General features: G+C 63.2%; 32 protein-coding genes and 1 tRNA gene. 15 read left to right on the forward strand and 18 right to left on the reverse strand.

Annotated elements, in window-relative coordinates:
• The first annotated feature begins 54 nt into the window (after window positions 1-54).
• The 4 genes from ACR65N_RS16635 (at window position 55) to ACR65N_RS16650 (ending at window position 3,217) form a co-directional block, all read left to right on the forward strand.
• On the forward strand, window positions 55-1,443 hold the full coding sequence (locus tag ACR65N_RS16635; RefSeq protein WP_440457917.1) for a leucyl aminopeptidase family protein: 1,389 nt from the start codon (window positions 55-57) through the stop codon (window positions 1,441-1,443).
• Window positions 1,444-1,505: 62 nt separating this feature from the next.
• Window positions 1,506-1,871: a MarR family winged helix-turn-helix transcriptional regulator gene (locus tag ACR65N_RS16640; RefSeq protein ID WP_440457918.1), complete on the forward strand. Its 366-nt coding sequence runs from the start codon at window positions 1,506-1,508 to the stop codon at window positions 1,869-1,871.
• Complete coding sequence (locus ACR65N_RS16645; protein ID WP_440457919.1) at window positions 1,868-2,719, forward strand: C40 family peptidase; 852 nt, start codon at window positions 1,868-1,870, stop codon at window positions 2,717-2,719. The genes ACR65N_RS16640 and ACR65N_RS16645 overlap by 4 nt, the downstream gene beginning before the upstream one ends.
• 147 nt (window positions 2,720-2,866) lie before the next feature.
• Window positions 2,867-3,217 (forward strand): hypothetical protein, encoded by a 351-nt coding sequence (locus ACR65N_RS16650; protein ID WP_440457920.1) that lies wholly within the window; start codon window positions 2,867-2,869, stop codon window positions 3,215-3,217.
• Between the two features lie 86 nt (window positions 3,218-3,303).
• Here ACR65N_RS16650 and ACR65N_RS16655 read toward each other — a convergent pair.
• From ACR65N_RS16655 to ACR65N_RS16665, 3 genes are all read right to left on the reverse strand, one after another.
• Window positions 3,304-3,390, reverse strand: a tRNA-Leu gene (locus ACR65N_RS16655).
• 117 nt (window positions 3,391-3,507) lie between these two features.
• Window positions 3,508-3,828 (reverse strand): Rdx family protein, encoded by a 321-nt coding sequence (locus ACR65N_RS16660; protein WP_440457921.1) that lies wholly within the window; start codon window positions 3,826-3,828, stop codon window positions 3,508-3,510.
• Window positions 3,825-4,700 carry an NAD(P)-dependent oxidoreductase gene (locus tag ACR65N_RS16665; protein WP_440457922.1) on the reverse strand — a complete coding sequence of 292 codons (876 nt, stop codon included), beginning with the start codon at window positions 4,698-4,700 and terminating at the stop codon, window positions 3,825-3,827. Before ACR65N_RS16665 ends, ACR65N_RS16660 begins: the two co-directional genes overlap by 4 nt.
• A 302-nt stretch (window positions 4,701-5,002) precedes the next feature.
• Here ACR65N_RS16665 and ACR65N_RS16670 point away from each other — a divergent pair, with 302 nt between their 5' ends.
• Entirely contained in the window at window positions 5,003-5,722 is a 720-nt protein-coding gene (locus tag ACR65N_RS16670; protein WP_440457923.1) for a PRC-barrel domain-containing protein, read from the forward strand.
• Window positions 5,723-5,782: 60 nt separating this feature from the next.
• On the opposite strand, the gene ACR65N_RS16675 is transcribed toward ACR65N_RS16670, so the two are convergent.
• From ACR65N_RS16675 to lepA, 3 genes are all read right to left on the reverse strand, one after another.
• The gene (locus tag ACR65N_RS16675) at window positions 5,783-6,082 is read right to left on the reverse strand and encodes a CcdB family protein (protein ID WP_440457924.1); all 300 of its coding nucleotides are present in this window, start codon (window positions 6,080-6,082) and stop codon (window positions 5,783-5,785) included.
• Window positions 6,082-6,312, reverse strand: a complete 231-nt coding sequence (locus tag ACR65N_RS16680; RefSeq protein ID WP_440457925.1) for a type II toxin-antitoxin system CcdA family antitoxin — start codon at window positions 6,310-6,312, stop codon at window positions 6,082-6,084. The genes ACR65N_RS16675 and ACR65N_RS16680 overlap by 1 nt, the downstream gene beginning before the upstream one ends.
• A 199-nt stretch (window positions 6,313-6,511) precedes the next feature.
• Window positions 6,512-8,332: a translation elongation factor 4 gene (gene lepA, locus ACR65N_RS16685; RefSeq protein WP_430306251.1), complete on the reverse strand. Its 1,821-nt coding sequence runs from the start codon at window positions 8,330-8,332 to the stop codon at window positions 6,512-6,514.
• A gap of 204 nt (window positions 8,333-8,536) precedes the next feature.
• Here lepA and ACR65N_RS16690 point away from each other — a divergent pair, with 204 nt between their 5' ends.
• The 3 genes from ACR65N_RS16690 to ACR65N_RS16700 all read left to right on the forward strand — a co-directional run bounded on the left by ACR65N_RS16690 (window position 8,537) and on the right by ACR65N_RS16700 (window position 9,922).
• Window positions 8,537-9,112: a helix-turn-helix domain-containing protein gene (locus ACR65N_RS16690; RefSeq protein WP_440457926.1), complete on the forward strand. Its 576-nt coding sequence runs from the start codon at window positions 8,537-8,539 to the stop codon at window positions 9,110-9,112.
• Window positions 9,113-9,132: 20 nt separating this feature from the next.
• Window positions 9,133-9,666 carry a GNAT family N-acetyltransferase gene (locus ACR65N_RS16695; RefSeq protein ID WP_440457927.1) on the forward strand — a complete coding sequence of 178 codons (534 nt, stop codon included), beginning with the start codon at window positions 9,133-9,135 and terminating at the stop codon, window positions 9,664-9,666.
• 82 nt (window positions 9,667-9,748) lie between these two features.
• Entirely contained in the window at window positions 9,749-9,922 is a 174-nt protein-coding gene (locus ACR65N_RS16700; protein ID WP_440457928.1) for a hypothetical protein, read from the forward strand.
• An 88-nt stretch (window positions 9,923-10,010) separates the two neighbouring features.
• Here ACR65N_RS16700 and ACR65N_RS16705 read toward each other — a convergent pair whose 3' ends face one another.
• From ACR65N_RS16705 to ACR65N_RS16715, 3 genes are all read right to left on the reverse strand, one after another.
• The gene (locus tag ACR65N_RS16705; RefSeq protein ID WP_440457929.1) at window positions 10,011-10,250 is read right to left on the reverse strand and encodes a hypothetical protein; all 240 of its coding nucleotides are present in this window, start codon (window positions 10,248-10,250) and stop codon (window positions 10,011-10,013) included.
• A gap of 57 nt (window positions 10,251-10,307) precedes the next feature.
• Window positions 10,308-10,676 (reverse strand): hypothetical protein, encoded by a 369-nt coding sequence (locus ACR65N_RS16710; protein WP_440457930.1) that lies wholly within the window; start codon window positions 10,674-10,676, stop codon window positions 10,308-10,310.
• A 182-nt stretch (window positions 10,677-10,858) separates the two neighbouring features.
• Complete coding sequence (locus ACR65N_RS16715; protein WP_430306243.1) at window positions 10,859-11,965, reverse strand: TRAP transporter substrate-binding protein; 1,107 nt, start codon at window positions 11,963-11,965, stop codon at window positions 10,859-10,861.
• Between the two features lie 235 nt (window positions 11,966-12,200).
• Here ACR65N_RS16715 and mbfA point away from each other — a divergent pair, with 235 nt between their 5' ends.
• Window positions 12,201-13,184, forward strand: a complete 984-nt coding sequence (gene mbfA / locus ACR65N_RS16720; RefSeq protein ID WP_440457931.1) for an iron exporter MbfA — start codon at window positions 12,201-12,203, stop codon at window positions 13,182-13,184.
• A 79-nt stretch (window positions 13,185-13,263) separates the two neighbouring features.
• Here mbfA and ACR65N_RS16725 read toward each other — a convergent pair whose 3' ends face one another.
• Entirely contained in the window at window positions 13,264-13,878 is a 615-nt protein-coding gene (locus tag ACR65N_RS16725; RefSeq protein WP_440457932.1) for a transglutaminase-like cysteine peptidase, read from the reverse strand.
• 127 nt (window positions 13,879-14,005) lie between these two features.
• Complete coding sequence (locus ACR65N_RS16730; RefSeq protein ID WP_440458125.1) at window positions 14,006-14,818, reverse strand: alpha/beta hydrolase; 813 nt, start codon at window positions 14,816-14,818, stop codon at window positions 14,006-14,008.
• Between the two features lie 180 nt (window positions 14,819-14,998).
• On the opposite strand from ACR65N_RS16730, the gene infC reads away from it, so the two are divergent.
• The 5 genes from infC (at window position 14,999) to pheT (ending at window position 20,051) form a co-directional block, all read left to right on the forward strand.
• Entirely contained in the window at window positions 14,999-15,535 is a 537-nt protein-coding gene (gene infC, locus ACR65N_RS16735) for a translation initiation factor IF-3 (RefSeq protein ID WP_430306561.1), read from the forward strand.
• A gap of 201 nt (window positions 15,536-15,736) precedes the next feature.
• Window positions 15,737-15,940, forward strand: coding sequence for a 50S ribosomal protein L35 (gene rpmI, locus ACR65N_RS16740; RefSeq protein WP_430306240.1), 204 nt, complete (start codon window positions 15,737-15,739; stop codon window positions 15,938-15,940).
• Between the two features lie 39 nt (window positions 15,941-15,979).
• Entirely contained in the window at window positions 15,980-16,384 is a 405-nt protein-coding gene (gene rplT / locus ACR65N_RS16745; protein WP_430306239.1) for a 50S ribosomal protein L20, read from the forward strand.
• A gap of 135 nt (window positions 16,385-16,519) precedes the next feature.
• Complete coding sequence (gene pheS, locus ACR65N_RS16750; RefSeq protein ID WP_440457933.1) at window positions 16,520-17,605, forward strand: phenylalanine--tRNA ligase subunit alpha; 1,086 nt, start codon at window positions 16,520-16,522, stop codon at window positions 17,603-17,605.
• Between the two features lie 16 nt (window positions 17,606-17,621).
• Window positions 17,622-20,051, forward strand: coding sequence for a phenylalanine--tRNA ligase subunit beta (gene pheT, locus ACR65N_RS16755; protein ID WP_440457934.1), 2,430 nt, complete (start codon window positions 17,622-17,624; stop codon window positions 20,049-20,051).
• Here the strand turns inward: pheT and ACR65N_RS16760 are convergent.
• The 3 genes from ACR65N_RS16760 to ACR65N_RS16770 form a co-directional block, all read right to left on the reverse strand.
• Window positions 20,048-20,443: a tautomerase family protein gene (locus tag ACR65N_RS16760; protein WP_440457935.1), complete on the reverse strand. Its 396-nt coding sequence runs from the start codon at window positions 20,441-20,443 to the stop codon at window positions 20,048-20,050. The two genes, pheT and ACR65N_RS16760, sit on opposite strands and share 4 nt — an antisense overlap.
• Window positions 20,444-20,485: 42 nt before the next feature.
• The gene (locus ACR65N_RS16765; RefSeq protein ID WP_440457936.1) at window positions 20,486-20,902 is read right to left on the reverse strand and encodes a MarR family winged helix-turn-helix transcriptional regulator; all 417 of its coding nucleotides are present in this window, start codon (window positions 20,900-20,902) and stop codon (window positions 20,486-20,488) included.
• Window positions 20,903-21,132: 230 nt separating this feature from the next.
• Window positions 21,133-22,128, reverse strand: a complete 996-nt coding sequence (locus ACR65N_RS16770; protein ID WP_440457937.1) for an aldo/keto reductase — start codon at window positions 22,126-22,128, stop codon at window positions 21,133-21,135.
• Between the two features lie 118 nt (window positions 22,129-22,246).
• On the opposite strand from ACR65N_RS16770, the gene ACR65N_RS16775 reads away from it, so the two are divergent.
• On the forward strand, window positions 22,247-23,137 hold the full coding sequence (locus ACR65N_RS16775) for a LysR family transcriptional regulator (protein ID WP_440457938.1): 891 nt from the start codon (window positions 22,247-22,249) through the stop codon (window positions 23,135-23,137).
• A gap of 93 nt (window positions 23,138-23,230) precedes the next feature.
• Here ACR65N_RS16775 and ACR65N_RS16780 read toward each other — a convergent pair whose 3' ends face one another.
• From ACR65N_RS16780 to xseA, 4 genes are all read right to left on the reverse strand, one after another.
• Window positions 23,231-23,611 carry a DUF6481 family protein gene (locus ACR65N_RS16780; protein ID WP_430306231.1) on the reverse strand — a complete coding sequence of 127 codons (381 nt, stop codon included), beginning with the start codon at window positions 23,609-23,611 and terminating at the stop codon, window positions 23,231-23,233.
• A 36-nt stretch (window positions 23,612-23,647) separates the two neighbouring features.
• Window positions 23,648-23,872, reverse strand: coding sequence for a hypothetical protein (locus ACR65N_RS16785; protein WP_440457939.1), 225 nt, complete (start codon window positions 23,870-23,872; stop codon window positions 23,648-23,650).
• 136 nt (window positions 23,873-24,008) lie between these two features.
• Complete coding sequence (locus ACR65N_RS16790; RefSeq protein WP_430306229.1) at window positions 24,009-24,218, reverse strand: cold-shock protein; 210 nt, start codon at window positions 24,216-24,218, stop codon at window positions 24,009-24,011.
• 278 nt (window positions 24,219-24,496) lie between these two features.
• Window positions 24,497-26,116 carry an exodeoxyribonuclease VII large subunit gene (gene xseA / locus ACR65N_RS16795; protein WP_440457940.1) on the reverse strand — a complete coding sequence of 540 codons (1,620 nt, stop codon included), beginning with the start codon at window positions 26,114-26,116 and terminating at the stop codon, window positions 24,497-24,499.
• Window positions 26,117-26,208 lie beyond the last annotated feature (92 nt).

Raw genomic sequence — 26,208 nt, forward strand, 5'->3', positions numbered from 1 at the left:
CAATAATCTGTTAACCCTAACAGTTCGTTAAGCATGCCCTTTGAAAGCTGATCCATGACCCCCTACCAGTTCATCGAAAGACCGTCCCCCTTCCATCCATCCGCCGATGGAAAGCTCCTCGTTCACTGCCTGACACCAGCGGATCTCGAGGCGCAGAAACCTTCACCGGAGGTGTGTGAGTGGGCAAGGTCGGCCGGCTTCAAGGCCGACACCGGATCGCTTCTGCTTCTGCAGGGACCGGATGGCCAGCTTGCGGGCGCGCTGTTCGGTCTTGGTGCGGAGCCGCAGGACCAGCCGTTCATCGCCGGCAAGCTCGCCCGGTCTCTGCCCGCCGGAACCTGGATGCTGTCGGGCGATGCGTTGCCGCCGGAGCGCCTGGTGCTCGGCTTTGGCCTCGGAGGCTACAGCTTCGACACCTATAAGACGGCGAAGCCGCTGGAGGCCTCTCTGGCGGTGCTGGACGGAGCCGACGCCGCTGCCTTCGAGCGTGGGCTGGCGGCCGTCTTCCTCGCCAGGGACCTCATCAATACGCCGACCAATGACATGGGGCCGCAGCGGCTTGAAGAAGTCTTCCGGGCGCTTGCCGCCCATTACGGTGCCGAAGCAACGTCGATCGTCGGCGAGGATCTGCTGGCGCAGAACTTTCCGCTGATCCACACGGTCGGTCGCGCCAGCGCCCAGGCGCCGCGTCTTCTCGACATGCGCTGGGGGCGCAAGGGCGCCCGCAAGGTGACGCTGGTCGGCAAGGGAGTCTGCTTCGACACCGGCGGGCTCGACATCAAGCCGGCGTCCTCGATGCTGCTGATGAAGAAGGACATGGGCGGTGCCGCCAATGTCCTGGGCCTGGCGCTGATGATCATGGATGCCGGCCTCGATGTGGAGTTGCGGGTGCTGGTGCCGGCGGTCGAGAATTCGATTTCCGCCGATGCCTTCCGCCCGGGCGATATCTATCGGAGCCGCAAGGGCATCAGCGTGCAGATCGACAACACCGATGCCGAAGGCCGCCTGGTGCTCGCCGATGCGCTGGCCTATGCCGCGGAAGAGACGCCCGACCTGATGATCGACATGGCGACACTGACCGGTGCGGCGCGCGTCGCGCTGGGGCCGGAGGTGCCGCCCTTCTTTACCGATGACGAGGATCTGGCGCTGGCCCTGTCGAAGGCGAGCCAGGCCGAAGACGATCCGATCTGGCGCCTGCCGCTGTTCAAGGGCTACGAGAAGGATATCCGGTCGCGGGCAGCCGACATCACCAATGCCCCGGGCGGCGGCATGGCCGGGTCGATCACCGCCGCGCTGTTCCTCAAGCGTTTTGCCGGCGGCGCCAGGAGCTGGGTGCATTTCGACATCTTCGCCTGGTCGGCCACCGACAAGCCGCAGACCCCGATCGGTGGTGAGGCGCAGGCAATCCGCGCGCTCTTCCATCATATCGCCTCGCTTGCCTGACGAGGCTTGCCTACCGTCGAGATCCGTCGGACAATGGTCCGGCGGAAGTTTCTGGAGTTCTCATGCCTGCTGATTTGACGGCTACCGAGGCGCTCGGCCTCTGGCACCGTGTCTCGGTGGGGCAGGTGCGTCAGGACAGACCGGATCTCAGCCTGCGGCAGCTGGCGATCCTGCTGGAGATCTATCTCGTGCCGCCGCCGCACACGGTGCGCGGCCTGGCGGCGACACTGGGGGTGACGAAGCCGGTGATCACCCGGGCGCTGGACAGCATGGGCGCCCTGCAGCTGGTCGACCGCGTGCGGGACGAGAAGGACCGCCGCAACGTCGTCATCAAGCGGACCGTCGCCGGTGCCCTTTATCTTGAAAACCTCGGAGACCTCATCCGTTCGGAGGCTCGCCGATCTGCCCCACAGGGAGGGCTTCCATGACCGAACATCTCGACCGCCGCCTCAACGCTTTCCGCGCGGACCTCGCCGACGAGAGACTGTCGGGCAAGGTTTCCGCCGATCGCTTCGCACCCGGCGCACCGGCGGCAATTTCGGTCGCCGTCGCGCAGCTGCGGCCTCACCCGGATCTGAAGCGTGGGATCGATACCCAGCTTCTGTTCGGCGAGCGCGTCCGCGTCTTCGATCGCCGCGATGGCTGGGCCTGGGTACAGGCCGATGAGGATGGCTATGTCGGTTATCTGCCGGAGACGGATCTTTCGCCTCCCGTCGAAGTGACACACTGGGTCGTCGTGCCGCGCACTTTCGTTTATCCGCAGGCCGAACTGCGCTCCGTCCCCTTGCGGGCCCTTTCGATGGGAAGCCGGATCGTCGTGATCGGTGAGGCGGAAACCCGCGGCACCCGCTATTTGCTGCTTGAGGATGGCGGTGCTGTGATCGCCGGCCATTGCCTGGCGCTCGGCGAGAAGCCTGACGAGGATTACGTGTCGATCGCCGAACGCTTCATCGAGACACCCTATCTCTGGGGAGGTCGCTCCGGCTTCGGCATCGACTGCTCCGGCCTGACGCAGCTGGCGATGATGATGGCCGCCCACAAGGCGCCTCGCGATTCCGACATGCAGGCGAGGTTCGGATCCGAGATCGGGCGACAGGACCTTCGGCGCGGCGACCTGGTTTTCTGGAAGGGCCATGTCGGCATCATGCAGGACGAGAAGACGATGCTGCACGCCAACGGCCATACGATGACAGTGGCACGCGAGGATCTCGAGGCAGCGATCACCCGCATCGGTTGGCTCTACGACCAGCCGACCGGCTTCCGCAGACCCTTCTGACGGTTCTTCGACTGGGATGTCGAACGTTGCATCGTGCTGGATCACGCAAATGTTTGGCCGCGGCGTGGATCGTGGCCTCCGCCGTACCCACATCTGAAGACAGGGAAGGCATCGGCCGCCACAGGAGCAAGCGAGATGAGGCAAGGGATGAAGACAGGGACGACGATCATTGGCGCCATGCTTCTGGCCCTTGCCGTGAACGCGCCCGGCCTTGCTTCTGATCGTCCTCGCCAGACCGGCTGGAGCGACCCCGCGCCGGCCTTCAAGGATCTCCCGGGCGTCCAGTCGGAACAGCAACGGCTGAGGCAGGCGCAGGCCGCCGAGCCAGACTGCACGACAGAGGTCGAGTATCGCCGCTGGCGCCGCGGATCGGCGTTCCCAGACTTTCCGGTGCAGGTGTATCGGTGCGAGCAGAACGGAGCCGTCTATACCGGCACGCAGCTGCCGGACCGTCCGTGGGTCCCAGGCCTCAACCCGCATTCTCTGCCGCGGGACTGAGTATCGGCCTACCGGGAGAGAGAGACCTGCGCCAAACAAAAAAAGACCGGCAGAGCCGGTCTTTTTTTGTTTTAGTACGATGGAAATGGTGCCCAGAAGAGGACTCGAACCTCCACACCCTTTCGAGTACCAGCACCTGAAGCTGGCGCGTCTACCAATTCCGCCATCTGGGCGACGAGGAGCCATGTACTGGTCCCCGCTTCGCCTGTCAACGGAGTTTTTGAAGTTTCTGTGTCACTATCGAATTATGCCCGCAAGAGTGGGCCGATTGCTCGCAAGGCGGCCGTCCCTCAACCGGCGCTTTCAGATTTGTCTTTGATTTCGTTTGAAGATCGGTCGAGGTGGCCGAGGTCCCGCTGCGGATCGATTCGATCGCGGATCCGCTGCTTCAGCTCCTTCGGCCCCGGAAACCCTGCATCCCGAACCCGTTCCCAGACAAGCTCCCCATCGGCGCGGATTTCGAAGATCCCGCCCGTCCCGGGGATGAGCGACACCTCTCCGAGGCTGTCGGAAAAGGTCTGCAGGAGCTCCTGCGCCATCCAGGCGGAGCGCAGCAGCCAGTTGCACTGGGTGCAGTACTCGATGGTGATGCGGGGCTTGCTGTCGGTCATGCGTTGTCCTTTCCTTGCGTCGCGATCCGCACCATCATGGCGAGGTCCGCCTCTCCGTAACCTTTCGCCTCGACCGCCTCGAAGCTCTGCCGAGCGGCCTGCGTCGCGGGAAGGTCAAGCTGCAGAGCTTCTGCAAGGGCAGCGACCACACGCGCGTCCTTGACGACGCCGGACAGTGAAAAGCCGACCGTGTCGCTTTGCCCGAGAATGACCGGCAGGCGCGACCTCATCGCCGGGCTGGCGGCTGGGCTTCCCTCGAGGAAGGCGAGCATGGTCTCGCGCGTCAGGCCGGCTGCCTGGCCCAGCTGCAGGGCTTCCTTCAGCGTCTGCCAGATGCCGAGCAGCATCATGTTGTTGACGAGCTTTGCCGTTGCGCCGTCGCCGAGCGCACCGACGTGATGGATGCGGTCGGAAAGGGCCTCCGCCACCGGTCGGAACCGCGCCACGTCGGTCTCGCTGCCACCGATATAGAAGCCGGCACGGCCAATGCGCAGCAGATCGGGACCGCCGGAGATGGGTGCGTCCATGACGCTGCCACCTGCCGCGGCAAGGCTCGGCGCATGGTGTCGGATGATGTCCGGGCCGACCGTGCTGGTCTCGACGATCAGACGGTTGGCAAGGTCGTGGCCGGCGAGCGCCGTCAGAACGGCAGCGACCGCCTCTTCGTCCATCAGCGACAGGATGAGGATGTCGGCTTCCGCAACCAGTTCGCCGAGCTCGGTCGCCACGGCGATGCCGAGTGCCGTTCCTTCGGGGGCCGTGAGACCGCGCCTGCTCCAGCCGGTCACCTGATGTCCTTGGGATGCCAGCCGTTCGGCGATAGCGCTTCCCATCCGGCCGAGGCCAACGACGCCGATCCGCTCCCTGTGCATCGCCTTAGGCACTCCTGCTATCATGGGGATTCTGCGCCGCAACTCTCCATGCGGCGGTTCGGTCGGGAGGCTACATGCGCGGGCTGCGGCGATCAAGGTGCGGATCTCCGACCGGTGGCGCGTGATATGGTACCGAAAGGATCCCTGGCGGCATCCACCTTCCGGCTCAGGTTCGCCTTGCCGCCTGACAATTTTGTGTGTGTTTGTGGCCCGTGACTCACGGGAACGTTGGATGGCCGTCCGGAACAAGGCTCCGGGGCATGTGTTCTAGATCCAGTTCCAATCGAACAGGAGGACCATCCATGATCCGCAAGCTGATCGCCGTACTGGCGCTTTCCACCGCACTGCCTCTCGCCGCCGCAGCGCAGACCACGACCGCTCCGGTCTCGCCGGAGACCGGCCAGATGACCAACCAGAACAATGCCCAGGGCGGCATGGCCGACAGCCCGAGAACCGCCGAAAGCACGACCGCCGGCCCGTTCGTCACCGTGCCAGGCCAGGGCGCCTGGCGTGTCAGCGACCTGCAGGGCAAGGCCGTCTACGGAACCGACGGTGAAAGCATCGGTGACATCAGCGACGTGCTGATCAGCCAGGATGGCAGCGTCAACGCCGTGATCATTGGTGTCGGCGGCTTTCTTGGCATCGGCCAGAAGGATGTGGCCGTCGACATGAGCGCGCTGCAGCTCGGCCCGGGCATGACGCAGCAGGAGTCCGACCAGGCAGTAGCCTCGTCGCCAGCCGTTTCGGGCGAAACCACGGCTTCCACCAGCGGCAACACGGCAACCACGCCACCGGCCGGCGGCACCGCAGGCGACACCACGGCCGCGACCGGCATGGGCACGGCAACGCCGAACGCTACCGGCACGACGGGTGCAGCCGGCACCGAGACTGCGGCAAACCGCGATGCCAACAGTGCGACCCGCATCGGCGACGACGGCCTGCCTGGCCAGATCGTCCTCAACGTGACGCGCGAGCAGTTGCAGCAGGCGCCGGCCTTCGGAGGCATGACGCCGGCGCGCTGATCGCTCGTTCCACAAGTCCGATCCGCAACGCCCCGCAGGCTGACCTGCGGGGCGTTTGCGTCAGAAGTCCTGGAAGAGGAAATCGGTGGCGGCGGTGATGTCGTCGGCGCGGGCGGACAGGTCGGCAATGACGGGGCCGAGATGAACATGGCTGATGGCCGCCATCCGCTGGGTCGCCATCGTGTAGACCACCTCGCCGATCTTGAAGCGCGGGTTCATGCGGCCGATCGACCACGGCATTGTTTCCAGAGAGTAGAGCGGAACAACAACCCGCGTGCGCAATCCATCAAGGACGTCTGCCTGCAGGTCCAGAAGCAGGATGCCCTCTTCCGAGGAACGGTAGACAGCGAATCGCGGCACTACCAGAGCCTATATTTGGCAAGCGGTAGCCCATGCTTCTCAACATAGTCATTTTCCGCCTGAATGGCCTCGGCATTTTCGAGCCGCCAGAGCCGTTCCTTCTCTGCTTTGACCGCTCGCATGATGCCGTCCTCGGCGGCCCCTGCGACATCGAGCTTCAGGTCGCGGGCTTCCGCCAGAAGCGCCTCGCTGAGTGGAAGCTCGACTGATTTGATGGCATTGACCGACATCGATGAACTCCGGCTGGAGCAGGATGATAGCACAGCCGCAGGTGGATGCCAGCCGGCGTATCGCCAAGCGCCTCCGCAGCCTGCACTTCAGCCGGAGGTGAGGGTTGCCGACGCCTTCGGGTGTCCGTCAGCCAACAGCAGCGGCTGCCGAGCCGCTAGCCGATACCTAAGGGCGAGCGGCATGCGCTAGCCCAGCCCCTTACTCGTCGCTCATCTTCAGCGCGGCGATGAAGGCTTCCTGCGGAATTTCCACCTTGCCGAACTGGCGCATGCGCTTCTTGCCGGCCTTCTGCTTGTCGAGCAGCTTGCGCTTGCGGCTGGCGTCGCCGCCGTAGCACTTTGCGGTCACGTCCTTGCGCATCGCGGAGATCGTTTCGCGGGCGATCACATTGCCGCCGATCGCCGCCTGGATCGGGATCTTGAACATGTGCCGCGGAATGAGATCTTTAAGCTTTTCGCACATGTCGCGGCCACGCTTTTCGGCGGCTGACCGGTGCACTAGCATCGACAGCGCGTCGACGGGCTCGCCGTTCACCATGATCGACATCTTCACGAGATTTCCTTCGCGATAGGCGTCGAGGTGATAGTCGAACGAAGCGTAACCCTTGGAGATCGACTTCAGCCGATCGTAGAAATCGAACACCACTTCGTTGAGCGGCAGTTCGTAGGTCAGCATGGCGCGCTTGCCCACGTAAGTGAGCTCCGTCTGCACGCCGCGGCGGTCCTGGCAAAGCTTGAGGATGCCGCCGAGATAGTCGTCCGGCGTCAGGATCGTCGCCTTGATCCACGGCTCCTGGATTGCCGAAATGCGTACCACGTCGGGCATGTCGGCCGGGTTGTGCAGCTCGCGCTCGGTGCCGTCGGTCATCGACAGCTTGTAGACCACGGATGGTGCAGTCGCGATGAGGTCGAGATCGAACTCGCGTTCCAGGCGCTCCTGGATGATTTCGAGATGCAGCAGGCCGAGGAAGCCGCAGCGGAAGCCGAAGCCGAGTGCCGCGGAGCTTTCCATTTCGAACGAGAAGGACGCGTCGTTGAGGCGCAGCTTGCCCATCGCCGAGCGCAGATCTTCGAAATCCGCAGCGTCGACCGGGAAAAGGCCACAGAACACCACCGGCTGCGCCGGCTTGAAGCCCGGCAGCATGTTGGCGGTCGGGCGCTTGTCCTCGGTGATGGTGTCACCGACGCGGGTATCGGCAACTTCCTTGATCGAACCGGTGAAGAAGCCGATTTCGCCCGGGCCGAGGCTGTCGACGGCGAGCATTTTCGGCGTCAGAACGCCGACGCGCTCGACGTTGTATTTAGCGTCGGTGCCCATCATGCGTATGACCTGGCCCTTCGTCAGCACGCCGTCGAGCACACGCACCAGAACCATGACGCCGAGATAGGTGTCGTACCAGCTGTCGACTAGCAGCGCTTTCAGCGGACCTTTCTCGCCGGCCTCGCTCTTCGGCGGCGGCAGCTTGTGGACGATGGCTTCCAGCACGTCGGGGATGCCGAGACCGGTCTTGGCCGAAATCAGGACGGCCTCGGAGGCATCGATGCCGATGACCTCTTCGATCTGTTCCTTGATCCGCTCCGGCTCGGCGGCCGGAAGGTCGACCTTGTTGAGAACCGTGACGATCTCGTGGTTGTTGTCGATCGCCTGATAGACGTTGGCGAGTGTCTGCGCCTCGACCCCTTGCGAGGCGTCGACGACCAGCAGCGAACCCTCGCAGGCCGACAGCGAACGCGACACCTCATAGGCGAAGTCGACGTGGCCGGGCGTGTCGATCAGGTTGAGGATATAGGTTTCGCCATTGTTGGCCTTGTAGTGCAGGCGCACTGTCTGGGCCTTGATGGTGATGCCGCGCTCGCGCTCGATATCCATCGAATCCAGCACCTGCTCGGACATGTCGCGCTCGGCCAGCCCTCCGGTCGTCTGGATCAGACGGTCGGCCAGCGTCGACTTGCCGTGGTCGATATGCGCGACGATGGAGAAATTGCGGATGTGGTCGAGGGGCGTGCGATCGGTGCTCATGGCTTGCGCGTATAGCAGCGAGCCGATTTCCCGCCTAGCCGTAAATTCGATTCAAATGCCAGAATTCCGGGGCAGGGCGTTGAATTTCGGGAGTGGCAGAGGCGGAAATCGCACCGATCGATAGCGCATTCTCACCGGCGCTATACTGAGATTTCCAGCATATGGTCCATTGACTCTACTATAAGAGAAAGCCATGATCCGGCTATGGACGATACCGGTCAGGCTTTTGAAGGCAGGTTGGGCGAACGGCTGAAGTCTCTGCGGATCCGGCAGAACTACACGCTCGACCAGCTTGCGATGGCGTCCGCTGTCAGCCGCGCCATGATTTCACGGATCGAGCGCGGTGAGGCTAGTCCGACTGCAGCGCTGCTGGCGAGGCTCTGCGAGGCGCTGGGCCTGTCGCTCTCCGCCTTTTTCGCGCCCGATGAACCGGACCGCTCGCCACTGGTCCGTCGCTCCGCCCAGCATCTGTGGCGCGATCCGATCACAGGATACCTGCGCCGCTCGGTATCGCCCCCGGGGGTGCCGTCGCGGGTGGACATCGTCGAGGTCGCGTTTCCGGCAGGCGCCCGCGTGGCCTTCCCGCCCCGAGAGGGCAGCCGCTCGATGACGCAGCATATCTGGTTGTTCGAAGGTGCCCTGGAGATGGTCATGCCCGCGCAGACATACCGGCTGCAGCCGGGGGACTGCCTGTTCATGGATATCGGCGACGCCTTCGAATTTCACAACCCGACAGACCAACCCGCCCGCTATGCGGTTATCCTCGACCGCGGCCGCTGAACCGAGAGAAAGCTGGAACCATGAGCGCGACCGCTTCCCCCGTCATCCGCATTCTCACTGCCGATGAGGCAGCCCGTGTCATCGACGATCTCTGCGAGGTGCTGTCGGACGGCGTCAACGGCGGCGCGTCGCTCGGCTTCATGCTGCCGTTCTTGCCTGCGGATGCCCGGAACTACTGGCAAGGCGTCGTCGATAGCGTCGCTGCCGGCCAGACTGTGCTGGTGGTGAGCGAGATCGACGGCAGAGTGGTCGGAACCGTACAGGTCGGCTTTGCCTCCCGCCCCAATCAGCCGCATCGCGGCGACCTCATGAAGCTGATCGTCCACCGTTCGGTGCGCGGGCGAGGTGTTTCCCGATTGTTGCTGCAAGCGGTGGAGGCGGAGAGCGCCCGTCGCGGTCGTAGCCTCCTCGTTCTCGATACGGCAACCGGCAGCGAGGCTGAGGCGATCTATCCGCGGTTCGGCTGGCAGCGGGTCGGCGTCATTCCGGACTATGCTCTCTGGCCGCAGGGCGGCCTCTGCGGCACAACCCTGTTCTACAAGCGCATCGCCTGAAGAGCCGGTTCTGTAACGGGCAGGGAACATCCGTCGCCACCCGTTGGTTCGGTCACGACACCAGCAGACGAAGGAGGCATACATGTCCAAGACGGATGTCAAAGAACAGCAGCAGCGCGCCGAGGCGCAGGTTGCCCAGACCAATGCAGGTGGTCACCTTGGTGGCACCAAATTCGGTCAGGCTGCCGACGCCAAGACGGTCGATAATGTCGAGCGCGTTGGCTCAAAGTCTCGCCCGAACGACAGCAGCAACTGAGGGCGATAGTCTCGCCTATGGAAAAAGGGGTCGGCGTCGCGGCCCCTTTTCGTTGACGTCTTCGGCAAGCGAAGGACCGGCAATCGTCTCACGACTGGCCGATACTGCCTGGCTTGCGCATCATCTGGGCACCGAGCGTCGACAGCTTCTCCACGTCGGTCAACCCCATCCGGTAGAGTCGCAGGACGAAGCGCGCCACCTGATGGGCATCCGGGCTGCACCCTTCTGAGTTGCACGACGAGATAACCGTACGGATGGCAGTTTCCATTGCCGACAGATCGCCGGGTGCGAGAATGCTGGGATAAAAATGTGTATCGACATGATGCATGGCCGACGTCCTCCCCATCTCCAGCATAGGCACGCCGGATCGAGGCGCAAGCCCGCCTCAGTGCAGAGTTGTATTTTTCTGCCCCATCAACTGACCAAGGATTGCATCCCGGTCTTCGTGGTTGCCTGACAGCACGAAGCCGCCACGCAGATGGATGCTGCGGGACGCCGGGGTCGCGAACACCGCCGGAATAAGCTGCTCGTCCAGGAATTCAATGCATCGCAGCAGCGTATCTGCGTCGTATCCGACGTCGATCACTGCACCGTCTATCGTACAGTCGAGATCCAGTTCCTCGATGACGTCAGCCGGATGTGGACCTATGAAATCGACGCCTGAATGATCCCAGAATGTCCGTGTCACCTCGTCGACAAACGATGGGGGTCCGATGACCAGCAACCTCAGTCTGCTTGCAATCGCTATCGTCATTGCCTTCGCCGTCTGCCGTCTCCTGCTCTCGGCGAGGAACGCGTTTGCCATACAGTAGCGGCAACTGACGGAAATACCAGGGATTTGAGGAAAGGGCGCCGGATGCTGGTGCCCTTGTGAAGACTGATACCGCGTTGTGCCGGACGAGCCAGTCCACAGGATGGCTCGCCCGAAGTCGGATGTCAGAGATTGCCGTTGCGCTGCTGGATCATCATGAAGGTGTCGAAGCTGTAGTCGGCGATCTGCAGCCACAGATAGCCGTCCTTCTTGAAGGCTTGCTGGCTTTCGTAGATCTTCTTGAAGTTGGCGTTCTGCGCCGAGATCTCGCTGTAGGTCTCCTGGGCTGCCTTATAGCAGACCTCGAGGATGTCCTGGCTGAATGGCCGCAGCACAGCGCCCTGGGCCACGAGTTCGCGCAGTGCCTTGGCGTTCAGCGCGTCGTACTTCTCCAGCATCAGTGCGTTGACGCGGGCACAGGCATCGGTCAGCACGCGCTGATAGGCCTTTGGCAGGCTGTTGAACTTGTCGAGATTGAAGAAGGCGTGGACCGTCGGGCCGCCTTCCCACCAGGCGGGGTAGTAGTAGTACTTGGCGACCTTGTAGAAGCCGAGCTTGTGGTCATCGTATGGGCCGACGAACTCGGTTGCATCAATCGTGCCCTTTTCTAGGGCCGCATAGACGTCGCCGCCGGCGATCTGCTGCGGGGTAACGCCCACCTTGCTCATCACCTGTCCGGCAAGGCCGGCGATGCGCATCTTCAGACCCTTGAGGTCCTCGACAGTCTTGATCTCCTTGCGGAACCAGCCGCCCATCTGCGCACCGGTATTGCCGGCCGGCATGGCATAGAGGTTGTGGCCGGCCAGGAACTCGTTGATCAGCTCATTACCGCCGCCAACCGAGAACCATGAGTTCGTCAGCCGCGCGTTGAGGCCGAAGGGAACCGCCGTGCCGAGCGCGAAGGTCGGGTCCTTGCCGACATAATAGTAGGCGCAGGTGTGTGCCATCTCGACCGTACCGGCAGCGACCGCATCGGCTGCCTGCAGCGGCGGAACGATCTCGCCCGCAGCATAGGTCTGGATCTGGAACTTGCCGTCCGTCGCTTCGCTGACGCTCTTGGCGATCTCGACTGCGCTGTTGAAGAGCACGTCGAGGCTCTTCGGGAACGACGAGGTCATCCGCCAGGTGATCTGCGGATTTTCCTGAGCGAGGGCGGGAGAAGCAAGTGCCGTGGCGGCGGCTGCGCCAATGCCGGCGGTACCCGCCTGGCGGAAGAAGGATCTGCGGTTCATGAACTGATGCCTCTGGATGATGCCTGACGGTGGGCACGCGCCCACAACCGAGGCGTAAAAGCATTTTGTTGCGAGCGCTGCAAGTCGGAAAGATCAATTATTGCGCCGCAACATGCTGAAACTGCATGAACATTGCGGGTTGGCCTCAGTGCGCATTGCCGCTCGCTCCGCTTGTCTGCCTCTTGCAAATCCGCCTCACCACATTAGAATTAGAATAATTCTAAAAGGTGTCGTGATGTTATCAATGCTCCGTGGATCCGGCCGTCGTTCCTTCGATACGCTGGCCGAAGATGAAATACTCGCCCTGGCAATCTCTTCAGAGGAGGAAGATGCCCGCGTCTACCAGGCCTACGCCGCTTCCTTGGCCGAGCGGGCGCCGGATAGCGCCAAGGTCTTTCGGGACATGGCGGAGGTCGAGCAATCCCACCGCAACATGCTGATCGGCCAGTTCCGGCAGCGCTTCGGCGAAACCATCCCGCTGATCCGCCGTGAGCATGTGCGCGGCTTCTACCAGCGGCGTCCGGACTGGCTGGTGAAGAACCTGTCGCTGGATACCATTCGCGCCCAGGCGGAGCAGATGGAAGCGCAAGCCTTCCGCTTCTATACGCAGGCGGCAGGGCGCGTGACGGACGCCTCTACCCGGCAACTGCTGGGCGATCTGGCACTGGCGGAGCAGGGACACGGCGAGATTGCCAGCATGCTCGGCGAAAAGCATACGCCAGAGGACGTGATCGAAGAAGAAGGTCGCAGCGAGCGGCGGCAGTTCATCCTCACCTATGTCCAGCCGGGCCTTGCCGGGTTGATGGATGGCTCCGTTTCCACACTGGCACCGATCTTTGCCGCCGCCTTCGCCACGCAAGACACCTGGCAGACCTTCCTGATCGGCCTGTCCGCCTCCGTCGGCGCCGGCATCTCGATGGGCTTCACCGAGGCGGCGCACGATGACGGCAAGCTTTCCGGCCGCGGATCGCCGCTGAAGCGCGGGCTCGCTTCAGGCATCATGACGGCCGTCGGTGGCCTGGGACACGCGCTTCCCTATCTCATCCCGCATTTCTGGACGGCGACCGGCGTTGCCGCCGTGGTCGTGTTCTTCGAGTTGTGGGCGATTGCCTTCATCCAGAACAAGTACATGGAGACGCCTTTCCTCCGGGCCGTCTTCCAGGTTGTCTTCGGCGGCTCACTGGTGCTGGCCGCCGGGATCCTCATCGGTCACGGATAAGCGCGGCCCGCGTCAGGCGCGCGAACGAAAATGGCCGGCAATGAGCCGGCCATTTCAAAGCAGGGAGATGCGTGCCGGATCAGCGCAGTGCGCCGACCACCACTTCGCGGCCATCCTCGATGGTGACCCAGCGCCCGGTGCTGAACGAAGCCTGGCGCTTGAGGAAGGTGTAGGACGTGTCCGTCCAAAGCTTGACGTCGTTGTTGAGGTTGTCGAGGACGAAGTCACCGTCGGACGTGCGCACTGTCAGAACGGCGTGACCCTCGCCGTCCGGCTTGCGGACCACGGTGATCAGCAGGTCGGCAAGCGAGAAGCCCTTGTCCGAGAGCTCCTTGCGCTTCTCCAGCGCATAATCCTCGCAGTCGCCGGCATCGACCGGGTAGGCCCAGAACTCTTCGCGGCCATAGAGTTCCGCGTCGGTCTTTGCCTTGATGCGGCCGTTTACCGAGGCGTTCACCTGATGGATCATGTCCCAGCCGAACTCGGTGACCTTGGCCGGCAGCGACGACGGGAGGCGAATGTTGCACTCGTCCGCATAGCGCTGGCAGAATTCGTAGTGACCGATGGGCTGCGAGGTCACGTTGCCGGTGACCATGTGTACGTTTGCCTGAGACGCCGGAAGTGCCGCAGCAGCGGTGGCGAACAAGGCAAAGAAGCTCACGGCAACAGACCGTGTCTTGGAGGCATTCATCATGGACCCGTCCCTTGAAATCCTAACGAAAGGTTAAGAGGCGAAGGGCCGGGGTGTCAATTATGAACAAAGCATTAACAGCTTCCGTCGAGTCTTATGGTTAATAGTGCGGCTTTTTGGTCGCAGCCCATTAATGAGGCAGTTCCATCCCGGTGAGGGCCAGCATGGCGTTTCGCATCCGCTCGATATCCTGCGGCCGAGACAGCCTGTGATCCCCGTCCCGCACCAGGGTGAGCACCACATCGTCCGCCGGAAGGAATTCGACCAGCTTGAGCGCATGGCGATAGGGAACATCCTCGTCGCGCATGCCCTGCAGGATGTGCACCGGGCAGCCGGTATCGATCACGCCCTGCAGGACGCGGTTGTTCCGGCCGTCTTCAATCAGCGCGCGGGTGAAGATGTTAGGCTCCGGGCTGTACTCCGATGCTTCCTCGAAATAGCCGCGCTCTTCCAGCGACCGATGTTCCGCCTCCGTCAGGGCAGGCTCGATGAGGTCGCTGGTGAAGTCCGGCGCCGGTGCGATCAGCAGCATGCCATGAACGCGGGGGCCGGCCGCCCGGCGGCGAAGTTCCTGAACGAGGCGCAGGGCGATCCAGCCTCCCATGGACGACCCGACAAGCACCACCTCCTCGGCGGCATAGGCGTCGATCACCGCCAGCGTCTCTTCCAGCCAGCGCGAGATGGTGCCGAGGCGAAATTCGCCGCCGGACTGTCCGTGGCCGGAGTAATCGAAGCGCAGTGCTGCGCAACCCAGCTCCTCGGCAAGACGATCCATCTCGATCGCCTTGGTGCCGGCCATGTCCGAGCGATAACCGCCGAGCCAGACGAGCTGCGGCGCCCTGGTTCCGGTGGCTGGACGATGAAGGACGGCGATCTCCCTTGTTTCACCGCCTTCTCCTACCGATATCGTGGTAAGCCCGGATCCGCTGGCCGAAGTTGTCATCATCTGCATCCTTCTTGATCGGGGCTCTATAAAACAGATTCGCGTATTGCCGGCAGCAGGTGATTTCTCTGCCGGGATATGCTATTGACTTCGCCGCAGCGTTGACGACATTGCCCGGCTATTGCGCCGTGCGCAGATGATTGCCGTTGCGATCCGGAATAATTCAAGGAGAATACGACCATTCGCAGACCCTTCAAAGCCGACGCTCCTGTCAAGGACGGGCCGCGCTCCAACCGCGAAATCCGCGTCCCTCGCGTTCAGCTGATCAACGCAGAGGGCGAAAACCTCGGCCCCGTGCCGACGGACCAGGCGCTCAAGATGGCGGAGGAGGCGGGTCTCGATCTCGTCGAGATTTCGCCGAACAACGATCCGCCGGTGTGCAAGATCCTCGATCTCGGCAAGCTGAAATACGCCAACCAGAAGAAGGCGGCCGAGGCGCGCAAGAAGCAGAAGATCGTCGAAATCAAAGAAATCAAGATGCGTCCGAACATCGACACCCATGACTATGAGGTGAAGATGAAGTCGATCATCAGGTTCTTCGAAGATGGCGACAAGGTTCGCGTGACGCTCCGCTTCCGCGGTCGTGAAATGGCGCACCAGGAACTTGGCATGAAGCTCCTGCTTCAGGTGAAGGACGACACCGCGACGATCGCCAAGGTGGAAGCCGAGCCGAAGCTCGAAGGCCGCCAGATGATGATGGTGCTGGCCCCGAGATAAGGCCGGCACTTCGAAGGCCCGGTGCGACGCCCCGCTAATTGCGACGGGCGGCGCAGAGCCTGCGCTTTCCCCATTGCGCTTTTACCGCCTGGTCGGTATAAGCGCCCGTCCGAACGGTCCGGCAGGGCATGCCGTGGCCGTTCTTAATGCTTGAAGTCTGCATCGTCTGCAGGCTTCGATACAAGACTACGGAGTAGCAAAATGCCCAAGATGAAGACGAAATCGTCCGCCAAGAAGCGCTTCAAGATCACTGCCTCCGGCAAGGTCGTTGCAGCTGCCGCCGGCAAGCGCCACGGCATGATCAAGCGGTCCAACAAGTTCATCCGCGATGCACGCGGAACGATGGTCCTTGCCGAACCCGATGGCAAGAAGGTTATCAAGAACTACCTGCCGAACGGTCTCTGAGACCCTCGTCACTTTTGGATCAGATAAGGAGATCATGACATGGCACGCGTAAAACGTGGCGTAACTTCCCGCGCCAAGCACACCAAGACCCTCAAGGCAGCCAAGGGCTTCTACGGCCGCCGCAAGAACACCATCCGCGCCGCTAAGGCCGCTGTGGACCGTTCGCGTCAGTTCGCCACGCGCGACCGTCGCGTCAAGAAGCGCAACTTCCGCGCTCTGTGGATCCAGCGCATCAATGCTGCCGTCCGCGAATCCGGCCTGACCTACGGCCGCTTCATCGATGGCCTGAACAAGGCTGGCATCGAAGTCGACCGCAAGGTTCTCTCCGACATGGCGATCCATGAGCCGGAAGCATTCGGCGCACTGGTATCGGCTGCCAAGAAGGCGCTTGAGTACCTCAAGGACGCCGGCACGACGAACGAGTTTGAAAGCGCGGTTCGCTAACCAGCGCTTCCCGGCTTCGTGCTTTGTTGAATTGGGAAACCCGCGCTGGTCTCGGCTGGCGCGGGTTTTTCTTTGGCCGTCTCGGAGAGTGCCGGGCCGGCTTCTGATTTTGCCGTCCATCACACGGAAGACATCATGTCCGATCTGGAAAATCTGAAGATCTCGCTCCTGGCGGAAATCGCCGAGGCCGGCGACGAGGCGGGGCTGGAAGCGGTCCGCCTGTCGGCGCTCGGCAAGAAGGGTTCGGTCTCCGAGCTCCTTAAGACGCTCGGCGGCATGAGCCCGGAGGAGCGCCAGAGCCGCGGCGCGGCGATCAATGCCCTGAAGACCGAGGTGAGCGACGCGCTCGCTGCCCGCAAGACGGTGCTGCGTGATGCGGCGATCGAGGCGCGCCTGAAGGCCGAGACGGTCGACGTCTCGCTGCCGGTCCGCTCTTCGCCGGCCGAGCGGGGTCGCATCCACCCGATCAGCCAGATCACCGACGAGATCACCGCGATCTTCGCCGACATGGGGTTCTCGATCGCCGAGGGGCCGGATATCGAGACAGACTACTATAATTTCACCGCGCTGAATTTCCCGGAAGGTCATCCGGCCCGCGAAATGCACGACACCTTCTTCTTCCAGCCCGACGAGAACGGCGAGCGCAAGGTTCTGCGCACCCACACGTCGCCGGTGCAGGTGCGCACCATGGAAGCGCAGAAGCCGCCGATCCGCATCGTCATTCCCGGCAAGACCTATCGGCAGGATTCCGACGCAACCCATTCGCCGATGTTCCACCAGGTCGAAGGCCTGGTGGTCGACAGGAAAAGCCATGTCGGCAACATGCGCTGGATCCTCGAAGAGTTCTGCAAGAGCTTCTTCGAAGTCGACAATGTCGTGATGCGCTTCCGTCCGTCGTTCTTCCCGTTCACCGAGCCGAGCTTCGAGGTCGACATCCAGTGCGACCGCTCGTCCGGGCCGATCGTCAAGTTCGGCGAAGGCACCGACTGGATGGAAATTCTCGGCTGCGGCATGGTGCATCCGAACGTCCTGCGTGCCGGCGGCCTCGATCCCGACGAGTACCAGGGGTTTGCCTGGGGCATGGGCCTCGATCGCATCGCCATGCTGAAATACGGGATGCCCGACCTGCGCGACTTCTTCAACGCCGATGTCCGCTGGATGAGCCATTACGGGTTCCGGCCGCTCGACATGCCGACGCTGTTTGGCGGCTTGAGCAGCTGATAGGAGAACAGACACCATGAAATTCACGCTCTCCTGGCTGAAGGATCATCTGGATACCGACGCCACTCTGGACCAGATCTGCGAGCGGCTGACGGCGATCGGCCTTGAGGTCGAGGATGTCGACGACAAGGCGGCCTACAAGCCGTTCGTCATCGCCAAGGTCCTGTCGGCCGAAAAGCATCCTTCCGCCGACCGGCTGAAGGTGCTGATGGTCGATACCGGCAATGGTTCTCCGCCGGTGCAGGTCGTCTGCGGTGCGCCGAACGCCCGGGCCGGTCTGATCGGTGCCCTGGCTCGCCCCGGCACCTACGTGCCCGGTCTCGACGTGACGCTGGCGGTCGGCAATATTCGCGGCGTCGAAAGCCACGGGATGATGTGCTCGGAAAAGGAGCTCAACATTTCCGACAGCCATGACGGCATCATCGATCTGCCCGAAGATGCACCTGTCGGCACGCCGTTCGCCACCTATGCCGGCCTCGACGATCCGATGATCGAGATCAACCTGACGCCGAACCGCCCCGACTGCACGAGCGTCTTCGGCATCGCCCGTGATCTCGCCGCCTCAGGCCTCGGCACGTTGAAGCAGCCGCAGCCGGCCGACTTCGAGATCGAGGGCGATACGCCGGTTTCGGTGACGATCGACCTTGATGACCAGAGGCTCTGCCCTGGCTTTGCGCTGCGCCTCGTGCGCGGCGTCAGGAACGGTCCGAGCCCCGTCTGGATGCAGACGCGGCTGAAGGCGATCGGCCTGCGGCCGATCAACGCGCTCGTCGATATCACCAACTACATGACCTTCGACCAGGGTCGGCCGATGCACGTCTTCGACGCGGCCAAAGTTGCCGGCAATCTTACAGTGCGCCGTGCGGTCGAGGGTGAGGAAATCCTGGCGCTCGACGCGCGGACCTACAGGCTGACGCCGAATACCGTGGTCATCGCCGACGACAACGGCGTCGAGTCGATCGGCGGCATCATGGGCGGCGAGCACTCCGGCTGCGACGAGAACACCACCGACGTGCTCATCGAGTCGGCACTCTGGGATCCGATCAATATCGCCAAGTCCGGCCGCGCGCTCGGCATCATCACCGATGCGCGCTATCGCTTCGAGCGCGGCGTCGACCCGGATTACATGATGCCCGGTCTCGATCGCACCACCCAGCTGGTGCTCGATCTCTGCGGCGGCACCGCTGCAGAGGCGAAGGTCGAAGGCTTTTCCGGGCACACGAAGAAGCATGTGGATTTTCCGTTCTCCGAGGTTAAGCGCCTCACCGGGCTCAATGTCTCGATCGAGGAAAGCCGCAGGATCCTGACCAGCCTCGGCTTCGAGATCGTCTCCGGCGACGACGCGCGCGCCACGGTTGCCGTGCCGTCCTGGCGTCCGGACGTCGACGGCAAGGCCGATCTGGTCGAAGAGGTGATGCGCATCCACGGGGTCGACCAGATCCGTCCCGAACCGATCGAAAACCTTGGCACCGTCAACGGCCGTATTCTGACGGTGCTGCAGGTGCGTACCCGCACCGCCAAGCGTGCGCTTGCGTCCCGCGGCATGCTCGAGGCCGTCACCTGGTCGTTCATTCCGGAAGACCAGGCAAAGCTGTTCGGCGGCGGCAAGCCGCAGCTGAAGCTCGCCAATCCGATTGCCGCCGACATGTCCGACATGCGTCCGTCGCTGCTGCCCGGCCTGCTGACGGCCGCGCAGCGCAATGCCGACAAGGGGCTTGCCGACGTGGCGATCTTCGAGGTCTCCGGCACTTATGAAGGCGATACGCCTGCCGAGCAGCGGCGCGTCGCCGGTGGCGTTCGTCGCGGCGCGGCCTCGCTGGCAGGCGCCGGTCGCCTCTGGTCTAATGCCCAGAAGGGTGGTGGAAAGCCGGTCGACGTCTATGACGCAAAGGCCGATGCGCTGGCGGTGATCGAGGCCTGCGGCCTGCCGATGGGCAACGTCCAGGTGGAGCAGGGCGGTCCGTCCTGGTACCATCCGGGCCGGTCGGGCACCATCAAGATGGGTCCGAAGGTCGTTCTCGGTCATTTCGGCGAATTCCATCCGAACACTTTGGCGTCGCTTGATGTCTCCGGCGCACTGGCTGGCTTCGAGGTTTATCTCGATGCCATGCCCGAGCCGAAGAAGAAGGCGACGCGCACCAAGCCGGCGCTGGACCTGTCACCCTTCCAGATGGTGAAGCGCGATTTTGCCTTCGTCGTCGACAAGACGGTAGAGGCAGGCGCGTTGATCAAGGCGGCCACCAGCGCCGACCGTAAGCTGATCACCGGCGTCAACGTGTTCGATGTGTTCGAGGGCGCATCGGTTGGCGAAGGCAGAAAGTCGGTCGCCATCGAGGTGCTGATCCAGCCGACCGACAAGACGCTGACCGACGAGGATTTCGAGGCGCTGACCAAGAAGATCGTCGGCAATGTCGAAAAGGCCACCGGTGGCGTGCTGCGGGCCTAGCCGGCTCGCTGGTAGCGCCACTCCTGGGTTTTCCCTCCGTAGCCATAGGCCGCGGCACGGACATCCTGGACATAGATGTAGCTCTCCTCGTGCAGATTGCCGAGAAGGGCTGCGAATCCCTGGAAGGTCGCCTCGATGAAGGCGGCCTTTTCGCTTTTGGTGTTGGTCTCGTCGGTGATCTTGATGTCGAGGTAGATGCTCGATTTGCCCTGCTCAGCCAGCGTCTTGCCGCCGGCAGTCCAGTCACGCGGATCGACATAGTCGATGGCAATGGCCGTGACCGCGGGATCCTTGCCGAGGATGCGGTGCGTCAGGTCGATCAGCATGTCGGATATCGCATTGGTCGTTGCGTTCGACCGCGTGCCGCTGACTTTCACATTGAGGATGGGCATGCTTCTCTCCATTGGTTAGCCATGCAACTATGTAGGAATGCGTCAGGTCAGGTGGCTGCTGATGGAGCGCGCCTGCTGGACGAAGCCTGAAAAGACACTGGCGCTGAGTTCTGCCTGCAATCTTTGTGTCACCTCGCCGCTCGCCGCGTTAAGTCCATCCCCGATCTCGACCGCCGAAAGCGTCGGGTGCAATTCCGATTCCCGCCCGTCCTGTTCCGTCGCGCGCCGTTCCAGAAGCCCACGTGCCACCAGACCGTCCACCGACCGGGTTGCGGTGGCGCGGGCGATCTTCAGGGTGTCTGCCAGTTCGCTGTGAAGCATGCCGGGCTTCGCCAGGACGGCGCGCAGCGTAAAGGCCTGCGGCGGCGTCAGTCCGAACGGCTTGAAGGCCTCGGTCCAGATCCGTTCCAGCTGGCGGGCCAGCGCCGTCGTGTTGAAGTAGAGACAGTGATCGAACATGACATGACCTTAGCAGCAGGTAATTGCATATGCAACTAGATCGGTGGCAGAATATTCACATCGTGCAAAGCTTCTGGCCGACCCAACCAGGCGACGGAGCATCTCGCAAGGTGGCGCGCACTGGATCTTTGAGGACGCCAGATTTCAATACTCATGCTCCCACCACGTCTGGAGGGCCAGGACTGCGGTCAGGGCAGGGGCGTCGCAAGACGATGCCCCTGCCGCCGCCCTTACTTGTTGGCCATCTTCGCCATCGATTCCGGATAACGCTCGCCCTTCACCTTGTCGGGTGACAGCAGGTCGCCGAGTTCCTTGACCTCGCCGGCGGACAAGACGATGTCGGCCGCGGCGACATTCTTCTCCAGGTTGGTGATCTTTGTCGTGCCGGGGATGGGCACGATGAAATCCCCCTGCGCCAGCACCCAGGCCAGCGCCAGTTGGCCGGCGGTCACACCCTTCTCGGCCGCCATCCGTTCGAGTGCAGACACGAGCGCCAGGTTGGCATCGAAGTTTTCCGCCTGGAAGCGCGGAAGGCCGCGGCGGAAATCGTTGTCTGCCAGCCCGTCGAGGTTCTTCAACGCACCCGTCAGCGCACCGCGCCCGAGCGGCGAGAACGGCACGAAGCCAATGCCCAGTTCGCGGCAGGTATCGAGGACGCCATTGGTCTCCGGATCCCGTGTCCACAGCGAATATTCGCTCTGGATGGCGGCGATCGGGTGGACGGCATGGGCGCGCCGCAGCGTTGCAGCGCTCGCCTCCGAAAGGCCAAGCGCCCGAACCTTGCCCTGCCTGACCAGATCGGCCATGGCCCCGACAGTGTCCTCGATCGGCACGTCGGGATCGACGCGGTGCTGGTAGAAGAGGTCGATGACCTCGACGCCGAGACGCTTCAGCGAGGCCTCGGCTGCGGCGCGGACATTTTCCGGGCGGCTGTCGGTGCCGGAGGGGCGGGCGGCCTTTGCCGCGTCGCCGATGGTGAAGCCGAACTTGGTAGCAATCAGGATCTGGTCCCGCCAGGGCTTCAGCCCCTTGCCGACCAGCACCTCGTTGGTGTGGGGTCCATAAACCTCCGCTGTATCGAACAATGTCACGCCAAGCTCGACGGCGCGCGCCAGTGTCCCCAGCGACCCGCTTTCATCTGCGGCGGGACTGTAGGCATGGGTCATGCCCATGCAGCCGAGACCGAGTGCCGAGACGTCGAGGCTTCCGAGTTTGCGATGTTGCATGCTGCTCTCCTTGCTCCGCCGACAGACGGAAATTTGTGCCGATCCCGGTAATCTAGAGCCGAACCCCGGAGAGGAAAACGGGTGCATTCAGCATCGGGCTGTTCTATCTGTTCGAACAATGAACCGGACGCAGCTTTCCCAACTCGCGGTGCTTGCCGCCGTCGCCGAGCATCGGAGCTTCCGCAAGGCGGCAGCTGAACTCAAGATCGCGCCTTCGGCCGTCAGTCACGCGGTGGCGGCTCTGGAGGAAAGTCTCGGCCTGCGGCTGCTGCAGAGGACGACCCGCAGCGTATCGCCCACCGAAGAGGGGCGGATGCTGATCGAACGCCTATCGCCGGCGCTCGCGGAGATCGCCGCGACGCTGGAGGCGCTTGCCGAACACAGCGATCGGCCGGCGGGACCGCTGCGGCTGACCATGCCGATGCTGGCCGCCGAGCAGGTCATCATGCCGCGGCTTGCCGAGTTCCTCAGGCTCTTTCCGCAGATCGAGCTCGACCTGCGCACCGACGACCGGTTTGAGGACATTGTCGAGAAGGGCTTCGATGCCGGATTGAGGCTCGGTGAACACCTGGAGGCGGACATGGTGGCGGTGCGGGCGAGCGGCCCGTGGCAGGGGGCGATCGTCGGGTCGCCCGCCTATCTGGCGGAGAGGCCGGCGCCGCAGCATCCACGCGAGCTGATTGGTCATTCCTGCATCCGCCGTCGCTTTTCAAGCGGGGCAGTCTACCGCTGGGAGCTGGAGAAGGACGGAAAATCGATCATCGTCGATGTCGGCGGGCCGCTGATCCTGTCCAGCCAGCAGCTGATGCGCCAGGCAGCCCTTGACGGGTTGGGACTGGCCTTCGTCATCGATCGACGGGTGGAGGAGGATATTCGGGAGGGACGGCTGGTGCGGGTGCTGGAAGACTGGTGCCCTCCATTCGACGGCTTCTACATCTACTATCCGTCGCGACGACAGATGCGTCCGTCGTTGCGCGCCTTCGTCGACTTCTTCCGCTGGCGCAGCTGAGCCGGCAAGTGCCGACGGACCCGCCAGCCGGACGCTCCTGCGAGCGCGCGGATGGCCTGATCCATTCGGCAACGTGATCCGGGTAGAGTCAGATCAGCGCTGACGCGCCTTGCGATTGGCGTAGCGGCGATCGCGCTCGGCCTTGCGGGCTGCCTCGTCGTTCACCACGCGCGAAACACGGCTACGCTCGGCTTCTTCGCGAGCATCCGCATCAGCGCGTGCGGCCTTTTCGATTTCCGCGTCGCGTGCGGCCTGTTCAGCCGCCAGACGTTCGCGTTCCTCGTTCTTCAGGCGCTCGCGCTCGGCGCGGCGTTCCTCGCGAGCTGCGGCAACCGCCACGAGTTCGGCCTGGCGGGCCTCTTCATTCGGCTTGGCTGCCTGCTTGGCTGCCTTGTAGGCTTCGAGAAGCGCTGCCTTTGCTTCCTGTGCAGTGCTGCGGCGGTCTTTCAGATCAGTCTGTCGTGTATTTTTCAAGTTTCTAGTCCAGTTGAGTGTGTTCGTTCCAGGGCGTCAGGACTTTTTGGTCCGCTTCGTTCCGGGGGCCGTTGTCGGCGCCGGTACGTCCTGTTGTTCCTTGGCCAGACGCGCCTCTCTCAGCCGCGTGGTCTTTTCATCGCGGGCGGCGGCAATCGCATCCACCTCATCCACCACGCGGGCGCGCGCCAGATGCTGCGACTGGGTCTTGCCGAATGCGATCTCCGCCTGTTGGCGAGATTTGCTGTAGCTCTCGGTCATGCGGGTCCTCCATCGTTGCGGCTATCTGCCGCGAGCGGCAAAAAAAAGGCCAGGCAATCTGCCTGACCTTGGGTGGGATCATGTTCTCAACAGTGCCAGTACATCCGTGGTCAAAGGAAAACAGACCCCGTTCGACTTATGCGGCCTGCAGGTTGCAGGCGGACATCTTGCCGGACTTGTTGTCGCGCTCGAGATCGTAGCCAAGCTTCTGGCCTTCAACGATTTCGCGCATGCCAGCACGTTCGACGGCGGAGATGTGAACGAAGGCGTCCGGGCCGCCGTTATCCGGCTGAATGAAGCCGAAGCCCTTGGTGGCGTTGAACCATTTTACGGTGCCAGTGGTCATGATGAACCCTTTCATAGCAATTGAGCGACCGAAGCACATGCGTGCTGCGGATGAGGAAGCGATTTTTGAAAGGAAGGTTCGTTCAGGGCGCATAAAGTCGATGCGCGACAACCAAAGCTAAACAAGCAAATATCGATGAGCCAAACTTAGGGTCGCCGGCAGGAATTGTCAAGTTTTAGTTTTCTCAGCCGAGAGACCGCAACGTCCGGCTGCAGATCTTTGCTTCGTGAAAATGCCGCGATCCGCCGGAAGGAGGATGAACGTCTTGGGCTCGTTGCTCAGAACAGCGTGCCCTGCTTCGGCGCTGCCAGCCCTTCCTGTGGCTTGGCTTGCCGCTTCTTCGGCACGACGGAAGACTGCGGTGCGGAACCTGGCGCAACCGGCGCGTCGCTCGTCTCTCCGGCGACTGCCGCCACCCGGCCGTCGGCAAACTCGATCGAGATGGCGCTTCCCTGTGCCACCGCCTCCGCGCGGGTCAGAGGCTGGTCGCCGTCGTCTCGAATAACCGCATAGCCTCGCTTGAGGACGTTCTTGTAGGAGAGCGACTGCAGAACCCGATCCTGCGCCGCGACGGCCGCCAGCCGGCGGCCCATGGCGTTGCCGACGGAACTGTCGGCATGCCGCATCAGCGATGTCAGATGCATCCGCTCCTGGCGGATCTGGTTGGCGAGGCGCGAGGGAAGCGTCGCCAGCGAGGCCTCGGCCTTGGCGATACGGCCGCGTTCGCGCAGCATGTGGCGCTCCAGGCAGCGGTCCTTGCGCAACAGCTGCTCGCCGATATGGCGTCGTCTTTCGGCCAGCCGTGCGGTCAGGAGATCGAGCCGCAGTCCGGCGGTTGCCCGCTCCAGGCTGCGACGCTTGACTATGGCCGTGCGCTCGAGGCCACGCCCGAGGCCGGTCGATGCTTCGTCGAAGCGGCGCCGCGGCAGCGCCAGCAACTGGTCGAGCGATGGCAGAGCCCGCATCAGCGCCCGCAGGCCCTGGCGGCGATTGTCCATCTGCCGTGAGGCGCAGTCGCTGAGACGGGCGCCGAGACCGGCCAGCTGCGCCTCCAGCTCGGCCTTCACCGGTACCGCCATCTCGGCCGCACCGGTCGGCGTCGGTGCGCGCACGTCGGCCGCGTAGTCGATCAGCGTCCAGTCCGTCTCGTGACCGACGGCCGATATCAGCGGGATGTCGCTTCCGGCCGCGGCTCGCACCACCGCCTCGTCGTTGAAGCTCCACAGATCTTCGAGCGAGCCGCCGCCGCGGGCGACGATCAGCACGTCCGGCCGCTGCACCGGGCCGGCCGGGCCGAGCGCATTGAAGCCGCGGATGGCGTTCGCCACCTCGTCGCCCGAGCCTTCGCCCTGCACCTTCACCGGCCAGACGATGACGTGCACGGGGAAGCGATCGGTAATGCGGTGCAGGATGTCGCGGATGACCGCGCCAGTCGGCGAGGTAACGACGCCGATCACCTTCGGCATGAAGGGTAGAAGCTGCTTGGCTGCGGGATCGAACAGTCCCTCGGCGCCAAGCTTGCGCTTGCGTTCCTCGATCAGCGCCATCAGCGCCCCGGCGCCCGCCGGCTCCAGCGTTTCGATGACGATCTGGTATTTCGACGAGCCGGGGAAGGTCGTGACTTTGCCGGTGGCGATCACCTCCATTCCCTCCTCGGGGCGGAAGCGCAGCTTCGAGAACGAGCCCTTCCAGATCACCGCGTCGATGCGCGCCCGGTCGTCCTTCAGCGAGAAATAGGCATGGCCGGAAGAATGCGGTCCGCGATAGCCGGAGATCTCGCCACGCACCCGGACATGGTCGAACGCGGTCTCGACGGTCCGCTTGATCGACCCCGACAGTTCCGACACGGAAAGTTCGGCGAGATTGGTAGGGGACTGGGTGAAGAGCGGCCTGTTCATGCCTCCCGTTCTAGCCGATTACGGCGCAGCTTTCACCCTCGCCCGACGACAAAATGGTGCGCAACCGGCGAAAATGGTCGGGCATTTACCAA

It is taken from the genome of Rhizobium sp. SAFR-030, from assembly GCF_059415005.1.